This window comes from Bradyrhizobium sp. YR681 (assembly GCF_000282615.1).
GTDB lineage: Bacteria > Pseudomonadota > Alphaproteobacteria > Rhizobiales > Xanthobacteraceae > Bradyrhizobium.
In genome coordinates this window covers 1-18,046 of record NZ_AKIY01000024.1, presented here as the reverse complement: position 1 = coordinate 18,046, position 18,046 = coordinate 1, and the positions used below count along the sequence as shown (strand labels likewise).

Genomic DNA, 18,046 nt, shown 5'->3' with positions numbered 1-18,046 from the left:
AACTGGCTGTTGAAGAAGCCGCTATAGCGCGTCTTCGGCACCACGATGTCGCCGGGCTTCGGCTGGAGATCGTCGACCAGCGCATAGTCCCAGCCGCCCTTGGCGAGCAGCTTGCCTTGCAGCTCCGGCCGCTTGCGCATCGTCTTCAGCGCGTTCGACTTGTGCCAGTTCGGCGAGCCCGGCCCGCCGGCCTCGACATAGTCGGCATCCCAGCCGTTCTGGAAGAAGATCACGGGAACGCCGGCGCCGCGCGCGACACCCAGCACGTCCTGAATGGCTGTGATCGCGGTCTTGGCGCCGGCGATGTCGAAACCGGCAAGGTCGAGATAGCCGTTCGGCGAGGCATAGGCGTTCTGCATGTCGACGACGACGACCGCAGTCTCGTCGACCGCAAGCCGAAGCGGCTCGGGCCGCGCCGGCAGCGTGACGTAGCGCTGTTCGCGCACGGGAGAGGTATTCACTGTCATCACGCGAGACCGAACTGCCTGGTGGCCTGCTCGGCGAAGCGGTTGTCCACCATCTGCGCATAGGGAAGGACGGTCTGCACCGCACCGCCGCCCTGTTCGAGCTGCATCGCGCGGTTCCATTCCTCCGCGGAGATGGTCGGGTTGCGCGGGATCGCGGTCTTCGAGCCGAAGAAGTTCTTCGTTGCGCTCGCGACCACCGACGGCGTGACCTTCGGGAAATACTTTTCTGCGACCTCGGTGAAAACAGCGTTGTTCTCGTGCATCAGCTTCTGCGCTTCCGCGATCGCGTTGCAGAAACCCTGCACGGCGGCCGGATTGCCCGCGATCGTCTCTTCCGTCGCCATCGCCGTGGTGAAGCAGAGCGAGCCGAGTGCATCTGCAAAGGACAGCACGGGCACGAGGCCGAACTGCTCGGCCGCGATGCTGACGTCCCATTCGAAGGCGGTGGCGATGTCGGCGCGGCCGTCCTTCACCGCGGCGGCCTGCGCGCCCGGCGGCAATTCGAGGAAAGTCACGCCGGCCTCCTTGGGATCGAACTTGCCGATGGTCTTGATCGCGTAGGTCGGCACCTGAATCGTGGAGGACGGGAATTTCAGCGTGGCGATGGTCTTGCCGCGCAGATCTTCGATTGTCCTGATCTTGCTGTCGGGTTTTGCGATGCCCCACATCGACACGCCGCCGACGATCTTTGCGATGTTCTTGATCTTGCCGCCCTCGCGCACCGCGTTGACCGACATGCCCGGGCTGGTCACGCCGATCTTGCCGCGCCCCGAAAGCAGGATCGGCACGGGCAGCGCGATGCCGCCGGCCGTGGAGAGGTCGGCATCGAGGCCGTGCTTGGCGAACAGTCCCTTGTCGGCCGCGACATAAAGCGAGTTGTACATGCCGAGCCGCAGCGCCTCGGCGATCGCGACCTTGCTGCCGGCCGCGAAGCCGGGGGTGCTGAGGCCGGCCAGGGGCGCCGTGGCGGCTCCGAGGAGAGAGTATTTCACGAGGTCGCGTCTGTTGATCACGTCCCAGTCCTTTGGCTTGTCAGAACAACGAGTTAGCTCGCCGTCTGCCTAATTGTTGATCGTCCCCGGTCTTCGCCCAAAATCCTTGCATTGGAGATTTTCATTAACAATCCGGAATAGAGAGATATATTTATAAGCTATGCTGATAGATCAGCTCGACCTGAAACAGCTCCGCGCTTTCGTCCGCGTCGTCGAGACCGGCAGCTTCAGCGCCGCGGCGCGCGCGCTCGGCATGTCGCAATCCGCCGTGAGTCAGGCGGTGCGCCAGCTCGAGGAAAACCTGCGGGTGCGGCTGCTCGACCGCACCACGCGAAAACTCCAGCTCAGCAAGGTCGGCGCGGATTTCATGCCGGGCATCCAGCGCCTGCTGGCCGATCTCGACCGCCAGCTCCAGGATCTGCGCGATTTGCGCGAACACCGCCGCGGCCACGTCACGGTGGCCTGCGTGCCGTCGGTGGCGCTGCGGCTGATGCCGCGCGTGCTCGCCGCATTTCAGCGCGAGCATCCGATGGTCGCGGTGACGCTGAAGGAGATTTCGCGTCACCAGATCTTTGCGGCCTTGCGCGGTGGCGATGTCGATCTCGGCATCGCCAACGTGCCCGGCGACGACCCCGAGCTCGATGCCACGCGCCTGCTCGTCGACAATTTTGCCCTTGTGATGCGCCGCGATCATCCGCTGAACGCCCGCGATGCCGTGAGCTGGGCAGAGGCGTCGAAAGCCGGCCTCGTGGTGATGGCATCGGGTACCGGCATCCGGCTCGAGATCGAGCGCGGCGTCGCCGAGCTCGGCCAGGGCACGCCGATCCATGAGGCCGAGCATCCGGCGACGCTGCTGGCGCTGGTCGAAGCCGGCGTCGGCGTTGCGCCGCTGCCGAGCCTCGCTTGGCCGGAGCCAGACCATCCCGTGCTGACCTGGCGCAAGCTGGTCGATCCCGTGATCGAGCGCGAGCTCTATCTGCTCTGGCGCATCGGCCGCGACCTCTCGCCGGCCGCACGCGCGCTCCAGCGCGGCATCCTGGCGGGCGCGCAGGCGATCCGGGAGCAGAAGCTCGCCGGCTGAAGCGCAGCGATCGTCAATCCCGTGACCCGTAGCCGCAGCGGCGACAGGTTGAACCTGCTATCGTCGCGGCCCGACCAACAGCATCCCGCCAGCCGGCATGGGAGCGAGGTGTTTCACGACAATGTTCGACAAGACCTACCGGCAGCGCCTCGAAGCGGATCTAACGAAATGGGAAGCCGATGGCGTGATCGCGCCCGCGGCCGCCGTCAGCATCCGCAATGCATTGCCGCCGCTTTCGCCCGGTATCAACATCGCCGTGGTCGTCGGCATCGTCGGCGGCCTGCTGATCGCGGCCGCATTTCTCGCTTTCGTGGCGGCGCACTGGACGGAGATCGCGCGGCTGGTGCGGTTCGCGATCCTGCTCGCCGGCATGGCCGTCGCCGGCGGCCTCGGCGCGTGGTTCGCGACGACGGGCCGCAATGTTCTCGCCGATCTCTGCGCCAGTATCGGCGCGATCATCTTCGGTGCCGGCATCGCGCTGGTCGGCCAGATGTATCATCTCGGCGACGACTTTGCCGGCGGCATGCTGCTGTGGTCGATCGGCGCGTTTGCCGCGGCCATGCTGACCGGCTCGCGCGGCGCTCTCGCGGTCGGCCTGGTCGCCGCCTGCATCTGGACCTGCATGCGCAGCTATGACGCGCCCGATACCCTGCACCTTCCTTTCGTGGCGGTCTGGCTGATCGCCGCCGCGCTGGCGCTTGCGTGGAATTCCCGTGTCGCCGCTCATCTCGTCGCTGTCGCGGTGCTGCCCTGGTGGATCGCGACCTCGCTTCGATTCGAACTCGATGGTGCCCAGCCGTCATTCGTGCTCGCGAACGGTGCGGCCCTGCTGTTCGGCGCCGGGCTCGCGATTGCGGCCACGCGCTCGTCGCGGGCGCTTTTGCTGGGGAGCGTTCTGTCGATTTACGGCGCCTTCTCGCTGGCGACCGCCGCGTTTCTCGAGGTGACGACGGTTGACGACCTCATCCGCTTTCGGACCAGCACGGTGCCTGCCCAGCCGTCATGGGCGATCCTGTGCGGGGCGGCGGGCGTGATCCTCGCGCTCGCGTCCGCCGGCATCACCAGGCGCACCGGCGAAATCATTGCAGCATGTTCGATCGGGCTCGTGCTGATCGCAGCGCCGCTCTGGCCGGCGTCCGCGGCCGGCGAGCCCTGGTTCGCTTATGCCGCGCTGCTTTGCGCCATGCTGTGTCTCGTCGTCTCCGGCATGCTCGACGATGTGCGTCCGCGCGTCATTGCCGGCTGGCTCGGGATCGCCGGCGTGATCGCAGGGATCACCTGGGCCGTGAAGGGTTCGCTGCTGCGCCGCTCGGCCTTCCTCGCGGCGGCCGGCATCATTGCGGTCGTCTTTGCCACCGCGCTCAATCGCATGCTGCCGAGGGCTGAGCGATGATCGAATCCATCACAAGGTTTTGGCAACGCATCCCGAAAGCCGTGCTGTTCGGCGTCGCCGTCCTGTTTCAATGCGCGCTGCTGGTCCTGATGGTCGCCGATCGCATGCAGATCCTGCGCGAAGGCCGCGAGGTGACCTTGCAGACCCAGCCGGTCGATCCTCGTGATCTCCTGCGTGGCGATTACGTAGTGCTCCGCTACGACATTTCGCAGGTGCCGGCAGGCGCGCTTGCGGGCAAGACCGCTGAAACGCGCAATCCAATCGTGTTCGTCAAGCTCGCGCCCAATGCCAACGGCCTTTACGAGGCCGTCTCGGTCTCCGCCGAGCCCGTCGCGGTCGCCGCACCCGAAATCATGATCCGCGGACGCGTCAGCTACTCCTGCGGGTCGACCAGCCGCACCTTCTGCGACAGAATCCAGATCAAGTACGGTCTCGAAAGCTATTTCGTGCCCGAAGGCGAGGGCAGGAAGCTCGAGCAGGCGCGCAACCAGCAGAAGCTGCGCGTCGTCGCCGCCGTGCTCCCCTCGGGCCGCGCCGCCATCAAGCGGCTCCTGCTCGACGGCGAGCCGGTGTATGAGGAGCCGTTGTACTAGCGGATGGTCGGTCACCGCGGTGTACGCACGTGCCGTGGCGCTGATGGCTAGTCTATCGTCTCTGCCGTATAGATGGCAGGCGGTGTGTGAGTTTGGGCGCGAATTACCGGCCAATAGAATGGAGCTCCTCTCCATCCCTTACTCTCAGCGCCGTTTTGGCGGAGTAAAAACAGAATCGGCTGCTGAATGGCGAACTGCTTGGCGAGTTGTCCTTCAGTTCGTTCAGAGTCGGGCGTCTCAATAAACGTTGCGTGCGAGCTGCTACTTGCAAAGCGAGAGGAATTTCTGTCCCTCGCAGCCCAAAGCCATACTTTGCCACGATCCTCGGGATTGACTGCCTGATGGCTGAGGTGAGTTAGTACTGCTTCTGCAGCGCGCCAATCAAAGTCCGGCGTCTCATCGTCCGCAAATTCCAAGGTTGGCTTGATCTGATTCAATAAGTAAACGGCGGTCTTTAGCGGTACCAGTGTCGGGCGTTCGTTACCAAACCCACATAAGGCTTCAATGCTGGCGTCGAGGGCTTCGATCGCTGCTCCTATTCCGTGAGAGCCTGTTCGATAACCACTCTGAAATCCAATTGGCAGGATACGCTTCTTCGGGCGCAGCGTCTGTGTAGTAGCTACCAAGATTTTGTTCGGGCTACAGGGTACAATCGAGCCGTCCGCAGCTTTGCGGATGAATTGAATTGCCCTGTCGCCACCGGCTTCGACGGTGTCTCGGAGGGAGGCGTCGAATTCCTCCATTTGCTCCATAGCGAAGCGTATTGCTCGCGAAGTATAAAACCTCGTAACTGCCAAATCAGCTCGACGATAGCCGTACATCCGCGAATGTTGAAGTACAGTATCTTGCTGGAATTTATTAGGTCTTCTGCCGTAGTAGAAGCCGATTAAGCTTGACAACGTTACTCCGCGATCAAGGACTTGCCCTCCGATGAATACATTTAGTGGGCTTCTCAGTTTTAACTGTCCTGAATCATCGAGGAGAGCTGCAACATCATCGTCCGAGTTTACCTTTGTAATCGTCACATGTTCATCACGCAACGCCTCTGCGGTCGCTGTAAGAACGTCCGACAGCTGTGGAATGGGCTTGGAGTCGAGTGACAAAGATCGTGATAAGTCTGCATGCGCTGCAGTTACGAGATCGACGAAAATGGGGTCGCCATTGGTAGCTGCCAATAGTAGATTTGCGACCATTGTCCGGGTAATTGTCTCTTGCCATGCGTGGGCTTCGCGGCCCGACTCTGAGTGGAGAAGGAATGAGTATCGAAGCCGCTTGTCTTTCAGGCCAGAGTTCCTGCCATTGATGCGCTGGATTGTCCCGCCAACGATGAAGTTAACGATTGCGGCTCGATAGCCCTCAATCTTATTCGACGTTAGAACATCGTCAGGATCCAAGCTTCGTCGGTCTTTCTTCTTTAGGCGAGGGAATTCGTTGTGATCGACCGTATGGTGGATCAAGCTTTCGAGCGTATCGGCCTCACTACGCGCTGCTTCGCCAAAGTAAGTTTCGCCGCCAACGTACCCATCCGGAACCGGTACCAGCTTGGTAAACGCGGGGCGTGTCGGCTTAAACGCCATTACATTGGCGACTTCGATTTCGGGTGGTTGCAGATATAGCGAATAGGGCGTCGCAGTTACTTGAAGAAATGAGCACTGGGCAATGGTTGATCTCAATGAGCTAATCTGCGAGGCAATTGTCCGCGCTTCGACCAATCCTCCCTTCTTTGAATAGCCTATTGAAGCACTGTCGGCCTCGTCATCGACTATAAGTGTTCGTTTGCCAGTCATTGCTGGGCTGTGGGCAAAAAGGTCGATCAGACGATTGAGATTGTCAGCCTGCTTCTTGGCAACAAAGATTAGCTTTGATTCGAGTTCGAAGGCGCCGAAGCGCTCTGGTGCGTGCATTATGTCGTAAACCGCAATCTCGCCTTCGTCGACAAACGTCTTGAATTCGCTTCTCACGCGCTTGCACGTCTGCTCAATTAGCGCTCGAGAATTTTTACTGAGAATGATAGCGATGTCGAAGCTGTTGTCGAGCGCCAGAGCCAATACGCTGATGAATGTTCTAGTTTTGCCACTCTGGACTTTGCCCAAGAGCATCCCGGGGTGGTCCGAGGTAGTGGTCAAATCGACAAGTTCTTGGACTGTCTCCTCCGCGCATTTGAATGTTTCCATGCTGAATGATGGATTTGCCGATTGATAGGCGGGGTAGAAGAAGCCTGAAAGGTTCAGAGGTGTAGTTGGCATTTTCATCCCGCTCCGCAATTTGTTTTTTGGGTCAAAAGTATTGCGGGCCGCAATACGGATTCGCTCGTCCGTTGCGTGCCTCAAATGTCGAATTCAATTAGAACGATTAAGCTTCGTCAAGGGCTTGAAGAGATTGAGCCAGCAAATGTGGCTGATACGTAAGTCTAAAGCGTGACGCCGCACGGGGCTTCGATTTATCGCGCTTCCCGCTCGTACTTGCCGACCTGAATCAACGCCGCTCTCTGATAGTTTTCGCGCCGATTCTCATGCCTGGTTAAAGAAAGCAGATTTGCGGCGCGACGGCCTACGATTTGAGCGATGGATGCGTTGAGCAGTCGGCGGGAGTAGCTCTCGCTAATAACGCCCGTCGCAGCACGTCCCACGTCCGTGGTTCGTTCATGTGCGCCACGTTGAATCTCATGAAGCTCGACGCCGTCTGCGACACGCTGAACACATTGCCCGGCGCCAGCACGACGTCCTCTTCAAGCGCGGCGCGCGCAACGGCGGTGGCATCCTGCCCGTCGGCAAGACGGCACCAGAGGAAGAAGCCGCCGCGCGGCATCAGCCAGGGTTCGATGCCCAGCGCCTGTAGCTTGCGTGCAATGTCGCGACGGGTGCGCGTGAGCTTTTGCCTGACATCGTCCATGTGCTTGCGATAGCTGCCGCCCGCCAGCACCTTTGCGATGATCTCGGTCGCGACCGGGCTCGGGCCGCCAAAGCTGGTTGCGACCTGGAGATCGACGAGATGCTCGATCCAGTCGGCGCGCGCCGCGATGTAGCCGCAGCGGATCGAGGCCGACAGCGTCTTGGAGAAGCTGCCGATGCGGATCACGCGTTTCAATCCATCGAGCGCGGCAAGGCGCGGCGAGCGCTCCGGCTCGAAGTCACCAAAAATGTCGTCCTCGATGATGGTGAGGTCATGTGCGGCCGCCACGGTCAACAGCCGGTGCGCGGTCTGGAGCGAGAGCGTCGCGCCGGTCGGGTTGTGCAGCGCTGAATTGGTGATGTAGAGCCTGGGACGTTCGCTCGTGAGGATCTGCTCGAAGCCTGCGATGTCCGGGCCGGTCGGCGTGTGAGGCACGCTGACGATCCTCGCCTGATGCGCCCGCAGCAGCGCGCGAAAATTGAAATAGCAGGGATCGTCCACCAGCACGGTGTCGCCCGGGCGGAGCAGGAAGCGGCAGATCAGATCGGTTGCCTGCGTGCCCGAGCCCGTCAGCATCAGCTGCCCGATCGAGGCTTCGATCCCGTCCTCGGCGAGACGCGTGAGCAGCAGCCGGCGCAACGCGAGCGCGCCGGATGTCGAGCCGTAATTGGTCATAACGCTCGCGTCGGTGCGGGCGAGCGCACGGATGGCGCCGCGCAAGGCGGCCTCCGGCATCCACGCCGGCGGCAGCCAGCCGCAGCCGGGCTTGAGCACGCTCTCGTCGGCATCGAGCGATTGCCTGGAGACCCAGAACGGATCGACCGCCCGATCGCGGCGGGGCTCGACCTCGGTCAATGCCAGCGGCGGCATGACGGTCGGTGAGACGTAGAAGCCCGAGCCGCGGCGCGCGCGGATCAGGCCTTCGGCCGCGAGCCGGTCATAGGCCTCCACCACCGTGGACGGCGAAACACCCATCGTCGTCGCAAGGCCACGGATCGAGGGCAGGCGGTCGCCGGCACCGAGGGCGCGGCCGGCGACCTTGGCGCGGATCGCGCTCATCACGTCGATGGTGCGCGTGCCGCTGCGACCCCTTGCCTGCGCCCCGCGATCCAAAGTGTATCACCTTCCATATCCATACAGTTTGGCCAGATTGTACTGGATTGTCGCTGGTCTCGCCATCGCCAAAAGCCGAGCATCGCCACCCAACAAGCGAGACGGACATGCAATCTGCGGGCAGCGGCTGGGGCAACGGGCTTCTCGGCGTCATCATCTTCAGCGGCTCGTTGCCGGCGACCCGCGTCGCGGTTGGCGGCTTCTCCGCGCTGTTCCTCACGTCGGCGCGCGCGGTCATCGCGGCCCTGATCGGGGTGGCCGTGCTGTTCCTGCTCCGTCAGGGCCGACCCGAACGCAAGGATCTCGCCTCGCTCGCCATCGTCTCCATCGGCGTCGTGGTCGGTTTTCCCCTGCTGACCGCGCTCGCGCTCCAGCACATCACCTCGGCGCATTCGATCGTCTTCATCGGCCTGCTGCCACTGTCGACCGCGATCTTCGCCGTCCTGCGCGGCGGCGAGCGGCCGAAGCCGCTGTTCTGGCTGCTCGCGATCCTCGGCAGTGCCACGGTGGTCGGCTTCGCGCTCTCCAGCGACGGCTCGGCGTCAGTCACCGGCGATCTGCTGATGGTCGCCGCGATCGTGCTGTGCGGGCTCGGATATGCCGAGGGCGCCGCGCTGTCGCGCCGGCTTGGCGGCTGGCAGGTGATCTCCTGGGCGCTGTTGCTCGCGTTGCCGCTGATGGTGCCGGTCGCGATCCTGACATGGCCGCCGACATGGAGCGGCATCAGCGTGCCCGCCTGGATCGGGCTCGCTTATGTCTCCGTCTTCAGCATGTTCGTCGGCTTCATCTTCTGGTACCGCGGCCTTGCTGTCGGCGGCATCGCCCGCGTCGGCCAGCTGCAGCAGCTCCAGCCGTTTTTCGGCCTCGCGCTCGCCGGCTTCCTGCTGCATGAGCCGGTCGCCTGGAGCATGATCGCCGCCACCGCGCTCGTGGTCGTCTGCGTGTTCTTTGCGCGGCGATTTGCCTGAGGCTCTGCGCCTCAGGCCGGATCCATCACCGTCCGCGTCAGCGTGCTCCGCGCAAATTTCTTCAACGGCATCGGCTTGCCGAACAGAAAGCCCTGCACGAGGTCGAAGCCGAGCTCGTTCGCCGCGACGAGGTCGGCGCGGCTCTCGACGCCTTCGGCGATGGCGCGCACGCCATAGCCCTGCGCGAGCTCGACGATGTGGCGGCACACGGTGCGCTTGAGGCGGTCATTGCCGCTGCCGGTGACGAAGTGCCGGTCGGCCTTCAGCTTGATGAAGGGAATCCTGTCCAGATCCATCAGCTCCGGCCAGTTGGCGCCGAGATTGTCGATCGACAGGCCGATATTGTGCAGGCGCATCTCGTGCGCGATCTCGGCGAGGAGATCGAGGTCGCGGATCGCCTCTTCGCTGTCGATCTCGATCGTCAGGCCGCCGAAGGCCGGATGCGTCGGGACGCGGCGACAGAGATCGCGCACCGCTTGCGGCTCCTTCAGATACGACGCCGGCAGATTGATCGAGAGATCGACCTGGCTCTGTCGTTCCAGCAGGTAGTGCCAGTCCTGGACGGCGCGCTCGATCACGAATTCCGAGAGGCCGCGGAAGTGCGGGTCGTGCTCTTCGGGGATGAAATAGGCCGGCGGCACCACGCCCCAGGTCGGATGCCGCATCCGCACCAATGCTTCGGCGCCGCTGCGGATCAGCGTCTTTGCGTCGATCTTGGGTTGGTACCAGAGCTCGAGCCAGCCGGCATGCAGGGCTTCGCCGACATGCACGGCCGGGCTCGGTGCCGGCTCCTCCGGCAACAGCATCGCGACGCGTTCGCGCAGGGTCTCCGCGGCAAAGGGCGTCGTCAGCGGCGGCAGCATCGCAAGGCCATATTCCTCGCCGACCTGCTGCACCGCCTTGAGGATGATCGATTCGCGGGCGCCCGCCGCCAAAACCTTGCCGTCGAAGGCCTCGCGCACCAGGATTTCGAGAAATCTTCCCGGCTCGATGCCGTCGGCGGCGATGCCGAGCAGGATCAGATCCGGCAGCTCGCTCGTCAGCATCGCTTGCAACTCATCGGCGCCGGCGCATTCGCTGGTGACGAAGCCGAGATCCTCCAGCACCTCGCTCATGAAGGCGCGCAAATGGCGTTTGCTGTCGGCCACGCAGGCGCGCGGCGTCACCTTTCGCCGTCCGAAGGTTTTGGGCCTCCGTCCGGCGAGTTCAACCAGTCCATCGTCCATCGCAAACCACTCCCGTTCCGTGTCGGTGTGTTAGCGACGTGAGCAGTTTCAAATATGGAGGGCTTCAGTCGATCGTTGAATTATCTGGGTAACGTTAAAGCCCGCATCATTTCTAAAATTGTTCGGATCTCGTTGCGGAAGTTTTTACGTCTGAAGGCGCGCAAGCGTGAACGGTGCGACAATCATGCAGGATTTCGTGGCGAGCAGTTTGGCTGCGGTCCTCGCCGGTGTCCTGCAATTGGACGAAGTCGTACGCGCTTCGCCCAATTGGATAACGCCCGCCTCAATTGCTTGTGGCCTTCTCGTGTTGGGCCATGCCGACCGCCTTGTAGTCGTAGGTCGGATAGAACTCGGTGCGGTAGGGTCCCCACGCGCTGTCTTCGATGACGCGATTGACTTCGCGCAGGCGAGAGGCCGGCAGACGCAGCGTGATCACCTGACCGATGCCCATCATCACGTACCAGCTGACCACCTCGACGCCGGGCGGCGGGAAGGATTTGTAGTAGCCCTGCTTCTCGAGCTGTGCATTCAGCTCGTTCAACGGGCGGGACTGGTCGTGCTTGAAGAACACGGTGAGCAACACCGCGTTGTCGGCGGTCGGCGCCGCATTGCCTTGCGGCGGCGACGTCTGTGCCATCGTCGTCGATGTCAGCGCCAGCGCGCCTGCAAGCAAGGCCACCACCGTCAACGTCCGTCGGTTCGATCTCATCGCGGATTCCTTCCCAATGCTCGTGCGATGGATCGGAGAATAGGGCGGGCATGCGCGGCGGAAGAACTCATTTTCGCGCGATGCGCGCATGTTTCGTCGCCGCTCGTGACGGTTCTGCGACAATGCGCGCGAGCGTGCCGGCACGAGTGTGAAGCACATCACATGTGCATTGCCGCATCTGCGCTATTGCTCCGTCCAGCCGGTGGTGGGCTGTCGAGGATTACAGCTATGTCGATGCGGCGAATGATGTCTTGGTGGTTCAGATTCGTGCTGTCAGGGCGATTTATGGATCGCTTCCTGTGCCTGCCGCGTTAGTTGCGCGATATCAGGTCTGCCCGATCAATTTGCGAAACGCCGCCGCGCCATCCTGCACAGCATCGCGTCCCTTCCAGGCCAGATAGGAGAGCTTGCCGCCGAGCGTGTCGTGGCTGCGCAGCCGGCGCGAGCCGAGGATGTGGCCGACATTGGAGGGGAAGCGGCTGACCTCGGCGGCCACCAGCGCCGCGATCGCGTCCATCAATTGCCGGAGCCGGATGCCCCATTCGCAATGTTCGATGCCGTCGATGCGGACCTTGAGCGCGTATTCGGTATCGTAGACCTCCGCGAGCAGGTCGCGGGCGACCAGCACGCGGTTGTGCCGGAGTGCGATCCGCAAGGCGAGGCGCTTGTCGTCGAGCCGGTCGAGCACCATGGGAACGACGCAGGCATAGGGCGTCGCAGCGACGTCGGCCGGGCTCTTGCTCGCGGCGGCCTTGGTGGCAAGGCGGACCAATTGCCAGGACGTCTTCAGCCGCCGCGCCACCAGCGCCAGCGCAAAGGGCAGCGCATCGGGATGGACTTTCCTGAAGGCGTCTAGCTGCGCGGTGATCTGGGCGACCTGGCCGTCGTCGAATTTCGCAATCTTGTCGGGCAGCTTCTCGTTGAACTTCGGCAGCGCGTCGCCGGCCCGCAGCACATGCTGCATCTTCCTGACATCGTCGAAGGCGGTGCGCGAAGCCGTGTACTGCGCGAGCTTGCCGCGTGCGAGCTCGGTGCTCTCCGCCGATGCGAGGGTGTTCTCGAGGACCTTGACCACCTTGGTCTGGAAGGTCGATGCGATCTTCAGCACTTCCTTGGGGTTGTTGGCGCTGACCTGGTCGTTGATCGCCTTGATGTAGTCGCGCGCCATGGTCGGCAGCAGGTCGCGGCAGATCCATTCCCAGATCGGGGTGAGCGTGTTGCGCGAAATCCGCCCCATGTTGGGATGCTCGGGCGCGCCGTCGATCAGCAGCAGCTCGAGCGGCGCGAAGAAGTAGCGTGAGGGGCTGGTGGCGCGTGCCTGGGTCGATCCGTCCTTCCGAAACTCGGCGCGAAGCCGGGCCTGGACGTCAGCCGAGCCCGGCATGTCGATGCCGCACAGCTCGAGCCGCTCGAGCTCGCTGAGCAGGCAGCTGCGCGACAGCGGCGTCAGCCTCTGCAGGAATTCCGATAGTCGATCGATCTCGTTCATGGCACGCAATCTTCCGCAACGATTCCAGCAGGCCGACCCGGCCCAATGCGTGGAGGCATTTGCGCGCTCTCAATCGTGATCTAGAAAAGCAAGTCGCCGTTAATTTATCCGTAAAATCCGGGGGCCGCGGACGCCGGCATTGCGGCGATCGTTAAGGGGCTCTCACCCGGTCTGCCCATGATCTGAGCAGATTTATCAACCCTGACATAGTCAACGGTACTGATGTGCAAGCATAAATTGTGCCTGCGCCGGGGTTTTAGCGTAAATCCGCCAAAATCACCGTAGTCTTACGGAGCAAAAAGTTAACCATAGATCGGCCCAGGTTCCGCTAAACAGGTCACATGGGGTCACAGAATGATACGGCCACCGATTCGCGGCCGTCGGAATGGTACGAAAGCAGCACTGCTCCATCTGAAGAGCTCGATTTCGTCCGCCTGAACGCCGCCCGCGCCAAGGCCGCTGACGAGATGGCGACCGCCATCGCCCGCGAGCTCAACGGGCCCCTCACTGCGCTCCTGCTCTACATGGGCGAGATCAAGCATCACAGCGATCAGCTTGCGCCCGTGACAGGCGACCGTGCCTATCTGCAGCGGGTGGTGGAGAATGCGCTGGCCCAGACCGAGCGCGTTTGCGGCCTGGTCAAGCAGCTCGCCGGTCCGCACAAGGGCAGCTTGCCGATCCCGTCCCGGATCGAGGACGCCGAAGCGAAGGCTGCCCGCGCACAGCAGGCCCAGCGCATGCCGAGCGCCGAGCTGTCGGGCCAGAAGCGGCTGACCAAGCGCGAACGCGAGGTGCTCCGGCTCATCAGCGAGGGCTATTCCAACAAGCAGGGTGCGCTTCGGATGCAGATCAGCCCGCGCACCTTCGAGAGCCATCGCGCCGAGGCGATGCGCAAGCTCGGGGCGCGCAACACCGCGGACCTGGTCCGCGCGGCGCTGCTGCATTCGATCGATTGAGGTTCTGTCTTGCGCCGCCGGTGGCGGCGCGGCCTGGAGAAACCCGGTCGGCTTCAGAAATAATCTTCAGCGAAGGGACGCGCGCGCGAGACCGGCCGCAATGGCTTGAGGTCTTCCTTCGGCGCGTTCGGGATGATCGTGATGGTCCAGCGGGGGGGCATGCTGGATTCCTGCTCCAGCACCGAGCGCACGAAGCCGGTCACCGTCGACTCGCCAGACGTCACCGTCGCCATGCGGCCGTTGAACTGGGCGATGCGGAAGCGACGGACCTCCTTCTGGTCCGCAGTCTCGTAGGTGAACATGGAAACCCTCCTGGTTTCCCGCGACTATCGCCATCTATGATTAGCCATCTGTGAAAATCCTAAACCGTAGAAGTACGGCGGGTTTCGCGCGGCCTTTGCTACCGCCGGATGCGTTGGGCTGGTGAAGAGCGCAGCAGCCTAAAAGCTATCGCGTCCAGGCTCGCGCTTCGCGCCTCCGGACGCCAGACGGCTAGGCCTGCGGCTCCTGCGCGCGGGCGGCGGCGTAGGCCGCATCCATCCGGTCCAGGAGATCGCGGAATTCGGCGTCGTGAAGCGTCTCCGCGGTGTTTTCCAGCCGCAGCGCCAGGCCCGCGAGCCTGACATAGCCGAACGTGGCGGCCGCGCTCTTGAGCGAATGGGCTTCGCGCGAAATTTTGGCGGACTGCTGCGCGAGCGAGAGCGTGCGGAACAGTTGCAGGCGGGCCGAGGTCTCGCTCCAGAACACGGCGCGCACTTCACCGGCGCCGTCCTCGCCGATCTCGCGCACCAGCGCTGCATAGGCGCCCGGCTCGCGCGCGGGCTCGGCATCGCGCATTCCCTGCGCAGGCGCAACGGTCACTTCGAACATGGCTTTGCCTGCCTTGGTCACGGTTCGTTGTCGCGCGGTGTGTCCGGCGCGAGGTGGACCCGTGTCTACGGCATTTGAATTTCAGTTTCGGTAGCAGGACAGCAGGTGTTTGCGGGCCGGCATTAGCGGCCGGTTTACCAAAGCGGCTGCGCCGGTCAGCGCGGCCCGAGCAGGCGATCGTACTGGGCCTTCACGGTGGCGTAGCATTCGCACGCCGTCTGGCGCAGGCCGTCCAGGTTCAGGATCTGGATGTGCCCACGGCTGTAATGGATGAAATTGGCTTGCTGCAAGGTGTTGGCGACCAGCGACACGCTGTTGCGCCGCGCCCCGATCATCTGTGCCATGGCCTCCTGGGTCAGCAGCAGCCGGTAATCGCCCGACAAATCATGGGTATGCAACAGGCAGCGCGACAGCCGCGACTCCACGGGATGAGCCGCATTGCAGCCCGCAGTCTGCTGGACCTGCGCATAGACCGCCAGCCCGTGACGCGTGAGCAATGTCCGCAGGGTGCCGCTCTGGTCGGCCGCAACGCGCAGCCGGTCGAGGTCCATCACGGAGGCGGTGCCGGGAACCAGCACGATCGCCGTGTTCAGCGCGCAGGCATCGCCCATGGTCGAGAGCGTTCCGAGCAGGCTGTCGCGCCCGATCATGGCGACCTGCACATGCTCGCCCTTGGCGAGCTTCACCACCAGCGAGATGACGCCACGGTGGGGGAAGTAGGCGCGCTTGAGCGTCTCGCCGGTCTCGACCAGCACGGCCTCGTGCGGCAGGTCGACCGTGCGCAGGTAGGGGCGGATCAATTCATAATCGTCCGCCGACAGCGCGGACAGGAAACCGTTGGATGGACGCGCCATCGTCTCCAAAGCTGCCTCCCGTCTTGTCAGCCAGAGGCCCGTGTCAGCGAAATTGACGATCCCGGCACGGGTAAGTTCCATCATGTTCCCGTCGGGATATATTGGCAATTGGGACAAGATGTCCGGGGGCGATAGTCCCCGCTGCGGCAAGGTGGGTATTGTGGCGTGCAGACCGGCGGACTTGAGCTCTCGTCACGGCCGCACTCCGAGCAGCCGCGAATGGACCACCTTGACCGCGGAATAGCAGTCGCAGGAGGTGGTTTCCAGCGCAGGCAGATTGACGATTTCGATCTGCCCGCGGGTGTAGTGAATGATGCCGGCGCGCTGGAGTGCATGCGCGACGAGGGAAATCGCGTTGCGCCGCACGCCCATCATCTGCGCCAGCGCTTCCTGCGTCAGCGGGAGGATTGCACTGTCGGACAGGTCGCGGGCGCGCAGGAGCCAACGCGCCAGCCGTGCCTCGACCGGGTGCAGCGTGTTGCAGAGCAATGATTGCTGTGCATGTGCGAGCAGGACCTGCTCGTGGCGAATCATCAGGCGGCGAAACGGGACGCTTGCGGCGGCAACGGCGCGAAAGGCCGCTATTTCCAGCATGGAAGCAGTTCCCGGGAATAGCACGATGGCGTCCGCCGGCGCGATCCCGTCAGCGAGCGCCGCACCGCCGCCCACGACGTTGTCGCGGCCCAGCATCGCGATCTCGATCATTTGTCCCTCGGACATGCCCACCGTGATCGATACGGATCCGCCATGCGGGAAGTAGACGTATCTCAGCGCGGTACCCGCCTCACCCAAGACAGACTCCCTGACCATTGCAACGGTCGCCAGATGAGGGCGCAGCAGCTCGAAATCCGCGGCCTCGAGCATTTGCAGCAACTGGTTGGCCAGGTGGCCGCTGAAGGTCATGCAGGATCAATCCGACGCGTTCGAGGGGCGCCGCGTCCGACTCGTTATCCAGTTGCACGGCATCGCAATCATATTATACAGGTTGTGGTGCCGTCCATATACCCGTTGGGGGGCAGACAGGCTGGCGCATTTGCGGCGGAAATGAGAACGGCGCGCTGATTCGCTCATGAGCTGTGCGCAGGTCTCGCAAGGAGCGTGCGGGAAAAAGCGGCAAGGGGGCCTGCATGAGCCGGAACCACTGCATCGGTGCCGTCATCGGACGCCGGCCGAGCCGCGCAACCTCGTCCATTGGACGAGTGATGATAGCGGCCAGGCCTTGCCTTGAATCATGGCGCCGCGCGGCCGCAGATGTCGCGCCCATCCTCTTCGCCTTCCCGGCTGCCGCAATGACGTTCGCGACGGTCAAACGTTCGATTCAAACCAGAGGAGAAAGGCGTGCCCCACGGTTCAATTATTGAATCGCCGAAACGGGATACTCAAACGGGGACAGAATGTCTGCGCCATATTCTCGTTGTCGACGACGATCCGATGGTGTGCATGGCCATCGAGGTCTATCTTCAGCGAAACCATTTTCGGGTGACCATTGCCGAAGGAGGCGAAGCAGGCTTGCGCGCGCTCGAGCACGAACAGTTCGATCTGATGATCATCGATATCTTCATGCCGCACATGCGCGGGTTCGAATCGATCAGGATCTTCCATGAGCGGGCGCCCGCCATTCCGCTGATCGCGATGTCCGGCTACGCTTTCGCGAATCTGAACTCGCCCGCTCCCGATTTCCTGCGGATGGCGCTGGAGCTCGGCGCGGCACGCTGCCTGCGCAAGCCGTTCACGCCGCACGCGCTGCTCGCCGCCATCAATGATTGTCTCGCGGAGCACCGTCCCGCCGACGCGGCCTCCGCGGCCCGCCTGGGTTAGCGCGGCGCCGGCCGCAACTGTTACGGGGTAAGGGTTCGTTTACCGTAAGAGCGGGCCTGGCGGATCTCGGCAGCGTGCGATGCACCGGTCGCGCGAGCACGGGCGATTGCGGCTGGCCTGCTGCGGTTTCAGACGGGCCGCGCATATCGTGCTTTCCAGGCAGGGTTTTTCTCGCGCGTCCTTCCGCCGTTATCGGCGCGTTTACCTAACGCCTCGCCCCGTCACGCCTCCGCGGAGGTTTTGCCGAAAAGCGCTGTCGGACGCAGCCGAACGGCAAACTTGTCTTCAATATCCGTATTAGCACGGAGGATGAAATTAACGGGACCGTGAAAGGGGATGTCTAACGATCCAGATGCGGGCTTCCGTCGATGCCAAGCGTGGCTCAGGCGTCGAAGTCCAGCTCAGTAAGGCGTAGCTCATGGATGATCTGTTGCGGGAGTTCTTGACGGAGACCAGCGAGAGCCTGGACACCGTCGACAATCAGCTGGTGAAGTTCGAGCAGGAGCCGAACAACGCCAAGATCCTGGATAACATCTTCCGCCTGGTCCACACCATCAAGGGTACGTGCGGCTTCCTCGGCCTGCCGCGGCTCGAAGCGCTGGCGCATGCCGGCGAGACGCTGATG

18 protein-coding genes are annotated in these 18,046 nt (G+C 63.1%); 7 read left to right on the top strand and 11 right to left on the bottom strand.

The features are described from left to right. Together PMI42_RS04095 and PMI42_RS04090 are read right to left on the bottom strand one after the other, a co-directional pair. The coding region (locus tag PMI42_RS04095; RefSeq protein WP_008130835.1) for an isochorismatase family protein at positions 1 to 467 on the bottom strand (467 nt) is incomplete at its 3' end. Next, entirely contained in the window at positions 467 to 1,480 is a 1,014-nt protein-coding gene (locus PMI42_RS04090; RefSeq protein WP_008130834.1) for an ABC transporter substrate-binding protein, read from the bottom strand. The genes PMI42_RS04095 and PMI42_RS04090, both read right to left, overlap by 1 nt. 139 nt (positions 1,481 to 1,619) lie before the next feature. Between PMI42_RS04090 and PMI42_RS04085 the strand changes: the two genes are divergently transcribed. From PMI42_RS04085 to PMI42_RS04075, 3 genes are all read left to right on the top strand, one after another. Next, the gene (locus PMI42_RS04085; RefSeq protein ID WP_008130832.1) at positions 1,620 to 2,540 is read left to right on the top strand and encodes a LysR family transcriptional regulator; all 921 of its coding nucleotides are present in this window, start codon (positions 1,620 to 1,622) and stop codon (positions 2,538 to 2,540) included. A 121-nt stretch (positions 2,541 to 2,661) separates the two neighbouring features. After that, positions 2,662 to 3,933, top strand: coding sequence for a DUF2157 domain-containing protein (locus PMI42_RS04080; protein ID WP_008130831.1), 1,272 nt, complete (start codon positions 2,662 to 2,664; stop codon positions 3,931 to 3,933). Then, positions 3,930 to 4,526: a GDYXXLXY domain-containing protein gene (locus PMI42_RS04075; protein WP_008130830.1), complete on the top strand. Its 597-nt coding sequence runs from the start codon at positions 3,930 to 3,932 to the stop codon at positions 4,524 to 4,526. Before PMI42_RS04080 ends, PMI42_RS04075 begins: the two co-directional genes overlap by 4 nt. Positions 4,527 to 4,573: 47 nt before the next feature. On the opposite strand, the gene PMI42_RS04070 is transcribed toward PMI42_RS04075, so the two are convergent. Then, the gene (locus tag PMI42_RS04070; protein WP_202802801.1) at positions 4,574 to 6,778 is read right to left on the bottom strand and encodes a Z1 domain-containing protein; all 2,205 of its coding nucleotides are present in this window, start codon (positions 6,776 to 6,778) and stop codon (positions 4,574 to 4,576) included. A 298-nt stretch (positions 6,779 to 7,076) separates the two neighbouring features. Then, entirely contained in the window at positions 7,077 to 8,531 is a 1,455-nt protein-coding gene (locus PMI42_RS04065) for an aminotransferase-like domain-containing protein (protein ID WP_008130827.1), read from the bottom strand. A 107-nt stretch (positions 8,532 to 8,638) separates the two neighbouring features. On the opposite strand from PMI42_RS04065, the gene PMI42_RS04060 reads away from it, so the two are divergent. Then, a complete protein-coding gene (locus PMI42_RS04060; protein ID WP_008130826.1) occupies positions 8,639 to 9,499 on the top strand; it encodes a DMT family transporter in 861 nt (286 codons plus the stop codon). Between the two features lie 11 nt (positions 9,500 to 9,510). Here the strand turns inward: PMI42_RS04060 and PMI42_RS04055 are convergent, their stop codons facing one another. The 3 genes from PMI42_RS04055 to PMI42_RS04045 all read right to left on the bottom strand — a co-directional run bounded on the left by PMI42_RS04055 (position 9,511) and on the right by PMI42_RS04045 (position 12,923). Beyond that, positions 9,511 to 10,725: an EAL domain-containing response regulator gene (locus PMI42_RS04055; RefSeq protein ID WP_008130825.1), complete on the bottom strand. Its 1,215-nt coding sequence runs from the start codon at positions 10,723 to 10,725 to the stop codon at positions 9,511 to 9,513. A gap of 283 nt (positions 10,726 to 11,008) precedes the next feature. After that, positions 11,009 to 11,434, bottom strand: coding sequence for a hypothetical protein (locus tag PMI42_RS04050; RefSeq protein WP_008130824.1), 426 nt, complete (start codon positions 11,432 to 11,434; stop codon positions 11,009 to 11,011). 325 nt (positions 11,435 to 11,759) lie between these two features. Continuing rightward, positions 11,760 to 12,923, bottom strand: coding sequence for a hypothetical protein (locus PMI42_RS04045; protein WP_008130823.1), 1,164 nt, complete (start codon positions 12,921 to 12,923; stop codon positions 11,760 to 11,762). Between the two features lie 341 nt (positions 12,924 to 13,264). On the opposite strand from PMI42_RS04045, the gene PMI42_RS04040 reads away from it, so the two are divergent. Then, the gene (locus PMI42_RS04040) at positions 13,265 to 13,879 is read left to right on the top strand and encodes a helix-turn-helix domain-containing protein (RefSeq protein WP_008130822.1); all 615 of its coding nucleotides are present in this window, start codon (positions 13,265 to 13,267) and stop codon (positions 13,877 to 13,879) included. A 53-nt stretch (positions 13,880 to 13,932) separates the two neighbouring features. On the opposite strand, the gene PMI42_RS04035 is transcribed toward PMI42_RS04040, so the two are convergent. The 4 genes from PMI42_RS04035 to PMI42_RS04020 all read right to left on the bottom strand — a co-directional run bounded on the left by PMI42_RS04035 (position 13,933) and on the right by PMI42_RS04020 (position 16,506). After that, the gene (locus PMI42_RS04035; RefSeq protein ID WP_008130821.1) at positions 13,933 to 14,181 is read right to left on the bottom strand and encodes a hypothetical protein; all 249 of its coding nucleotides are present in this window, start codon (positions 14,179 to 14,181) and stop codon (positions 13,933 to 13,935) included. Between the two features lie 190 nt (positions 14,182 to 14,371). Then, positions 14,372 to 14,749 (bottom strand): Hpt domain-containing protein, encoded by a 378-nt coding sequence (locus tag PMI42_RS04030; protein WP_008130820.1) that lies wholly within the window; start codon positions 14,747 to 14,749, stop codon positions 14,372 to 14,374. A 155-nt stretch (positions 14,750 to 14,904) separates the two neighbouring features. Further along, on the bottom strand, positions 14,905 to 15,603 hold the full coding sequence (locus tag PMI42_RS04025) for a Crp/Fnr family transcriptional regulator (RefSeq protein ID WP_193376318.1): 699 nt from the start codon (positions 15,601 to 15,603) through the stop codon (positions 14,905 to 14,907). Between the two features lie 192 nt (positions 15,604 to 15,795). After that, positions 15,796 to 16,506, bottom strand: a complete 711-nt coding sequence (locus tag PMI42_RS04020; protein WP_008130817.1) for a Crp/Fnr family transcriptional regulator — start codon at positions 16,504 to 16,506, stop codon at positions 15,796 to 15,798. A 435-nt stretch (positions 16,507 to 16,941) separates the two neighbouring features. On the opposite strand from PMI42_RS04020, the gene PMI42_RS04015 reads away from it, so the two are divergent. Together PMI42_RS04015 and PMI42_RS04010 are read left to right on the top strand one after the other, a co-directional pair. Beyond that, positions 16,942 to 17,421, top strand: coding sequence for a response regulator (locus PMI42_RS04015; RefSeq protein ID WP_008130815.1), 480 nt, complete (start codon positions 16,942 to 16,944; stop codon positions 17,419 to 17,421). A gap of 418 nt (positions 17,422 to 17,839) precedes the next feature. Next, positions 17,840 to 18,046: Hpt domain-containing protein (locus tag PMI42_RS04010; protein WP_008130814.1), on the top strand; the 207-nt coding region annotated here is incomplete at its 3' end.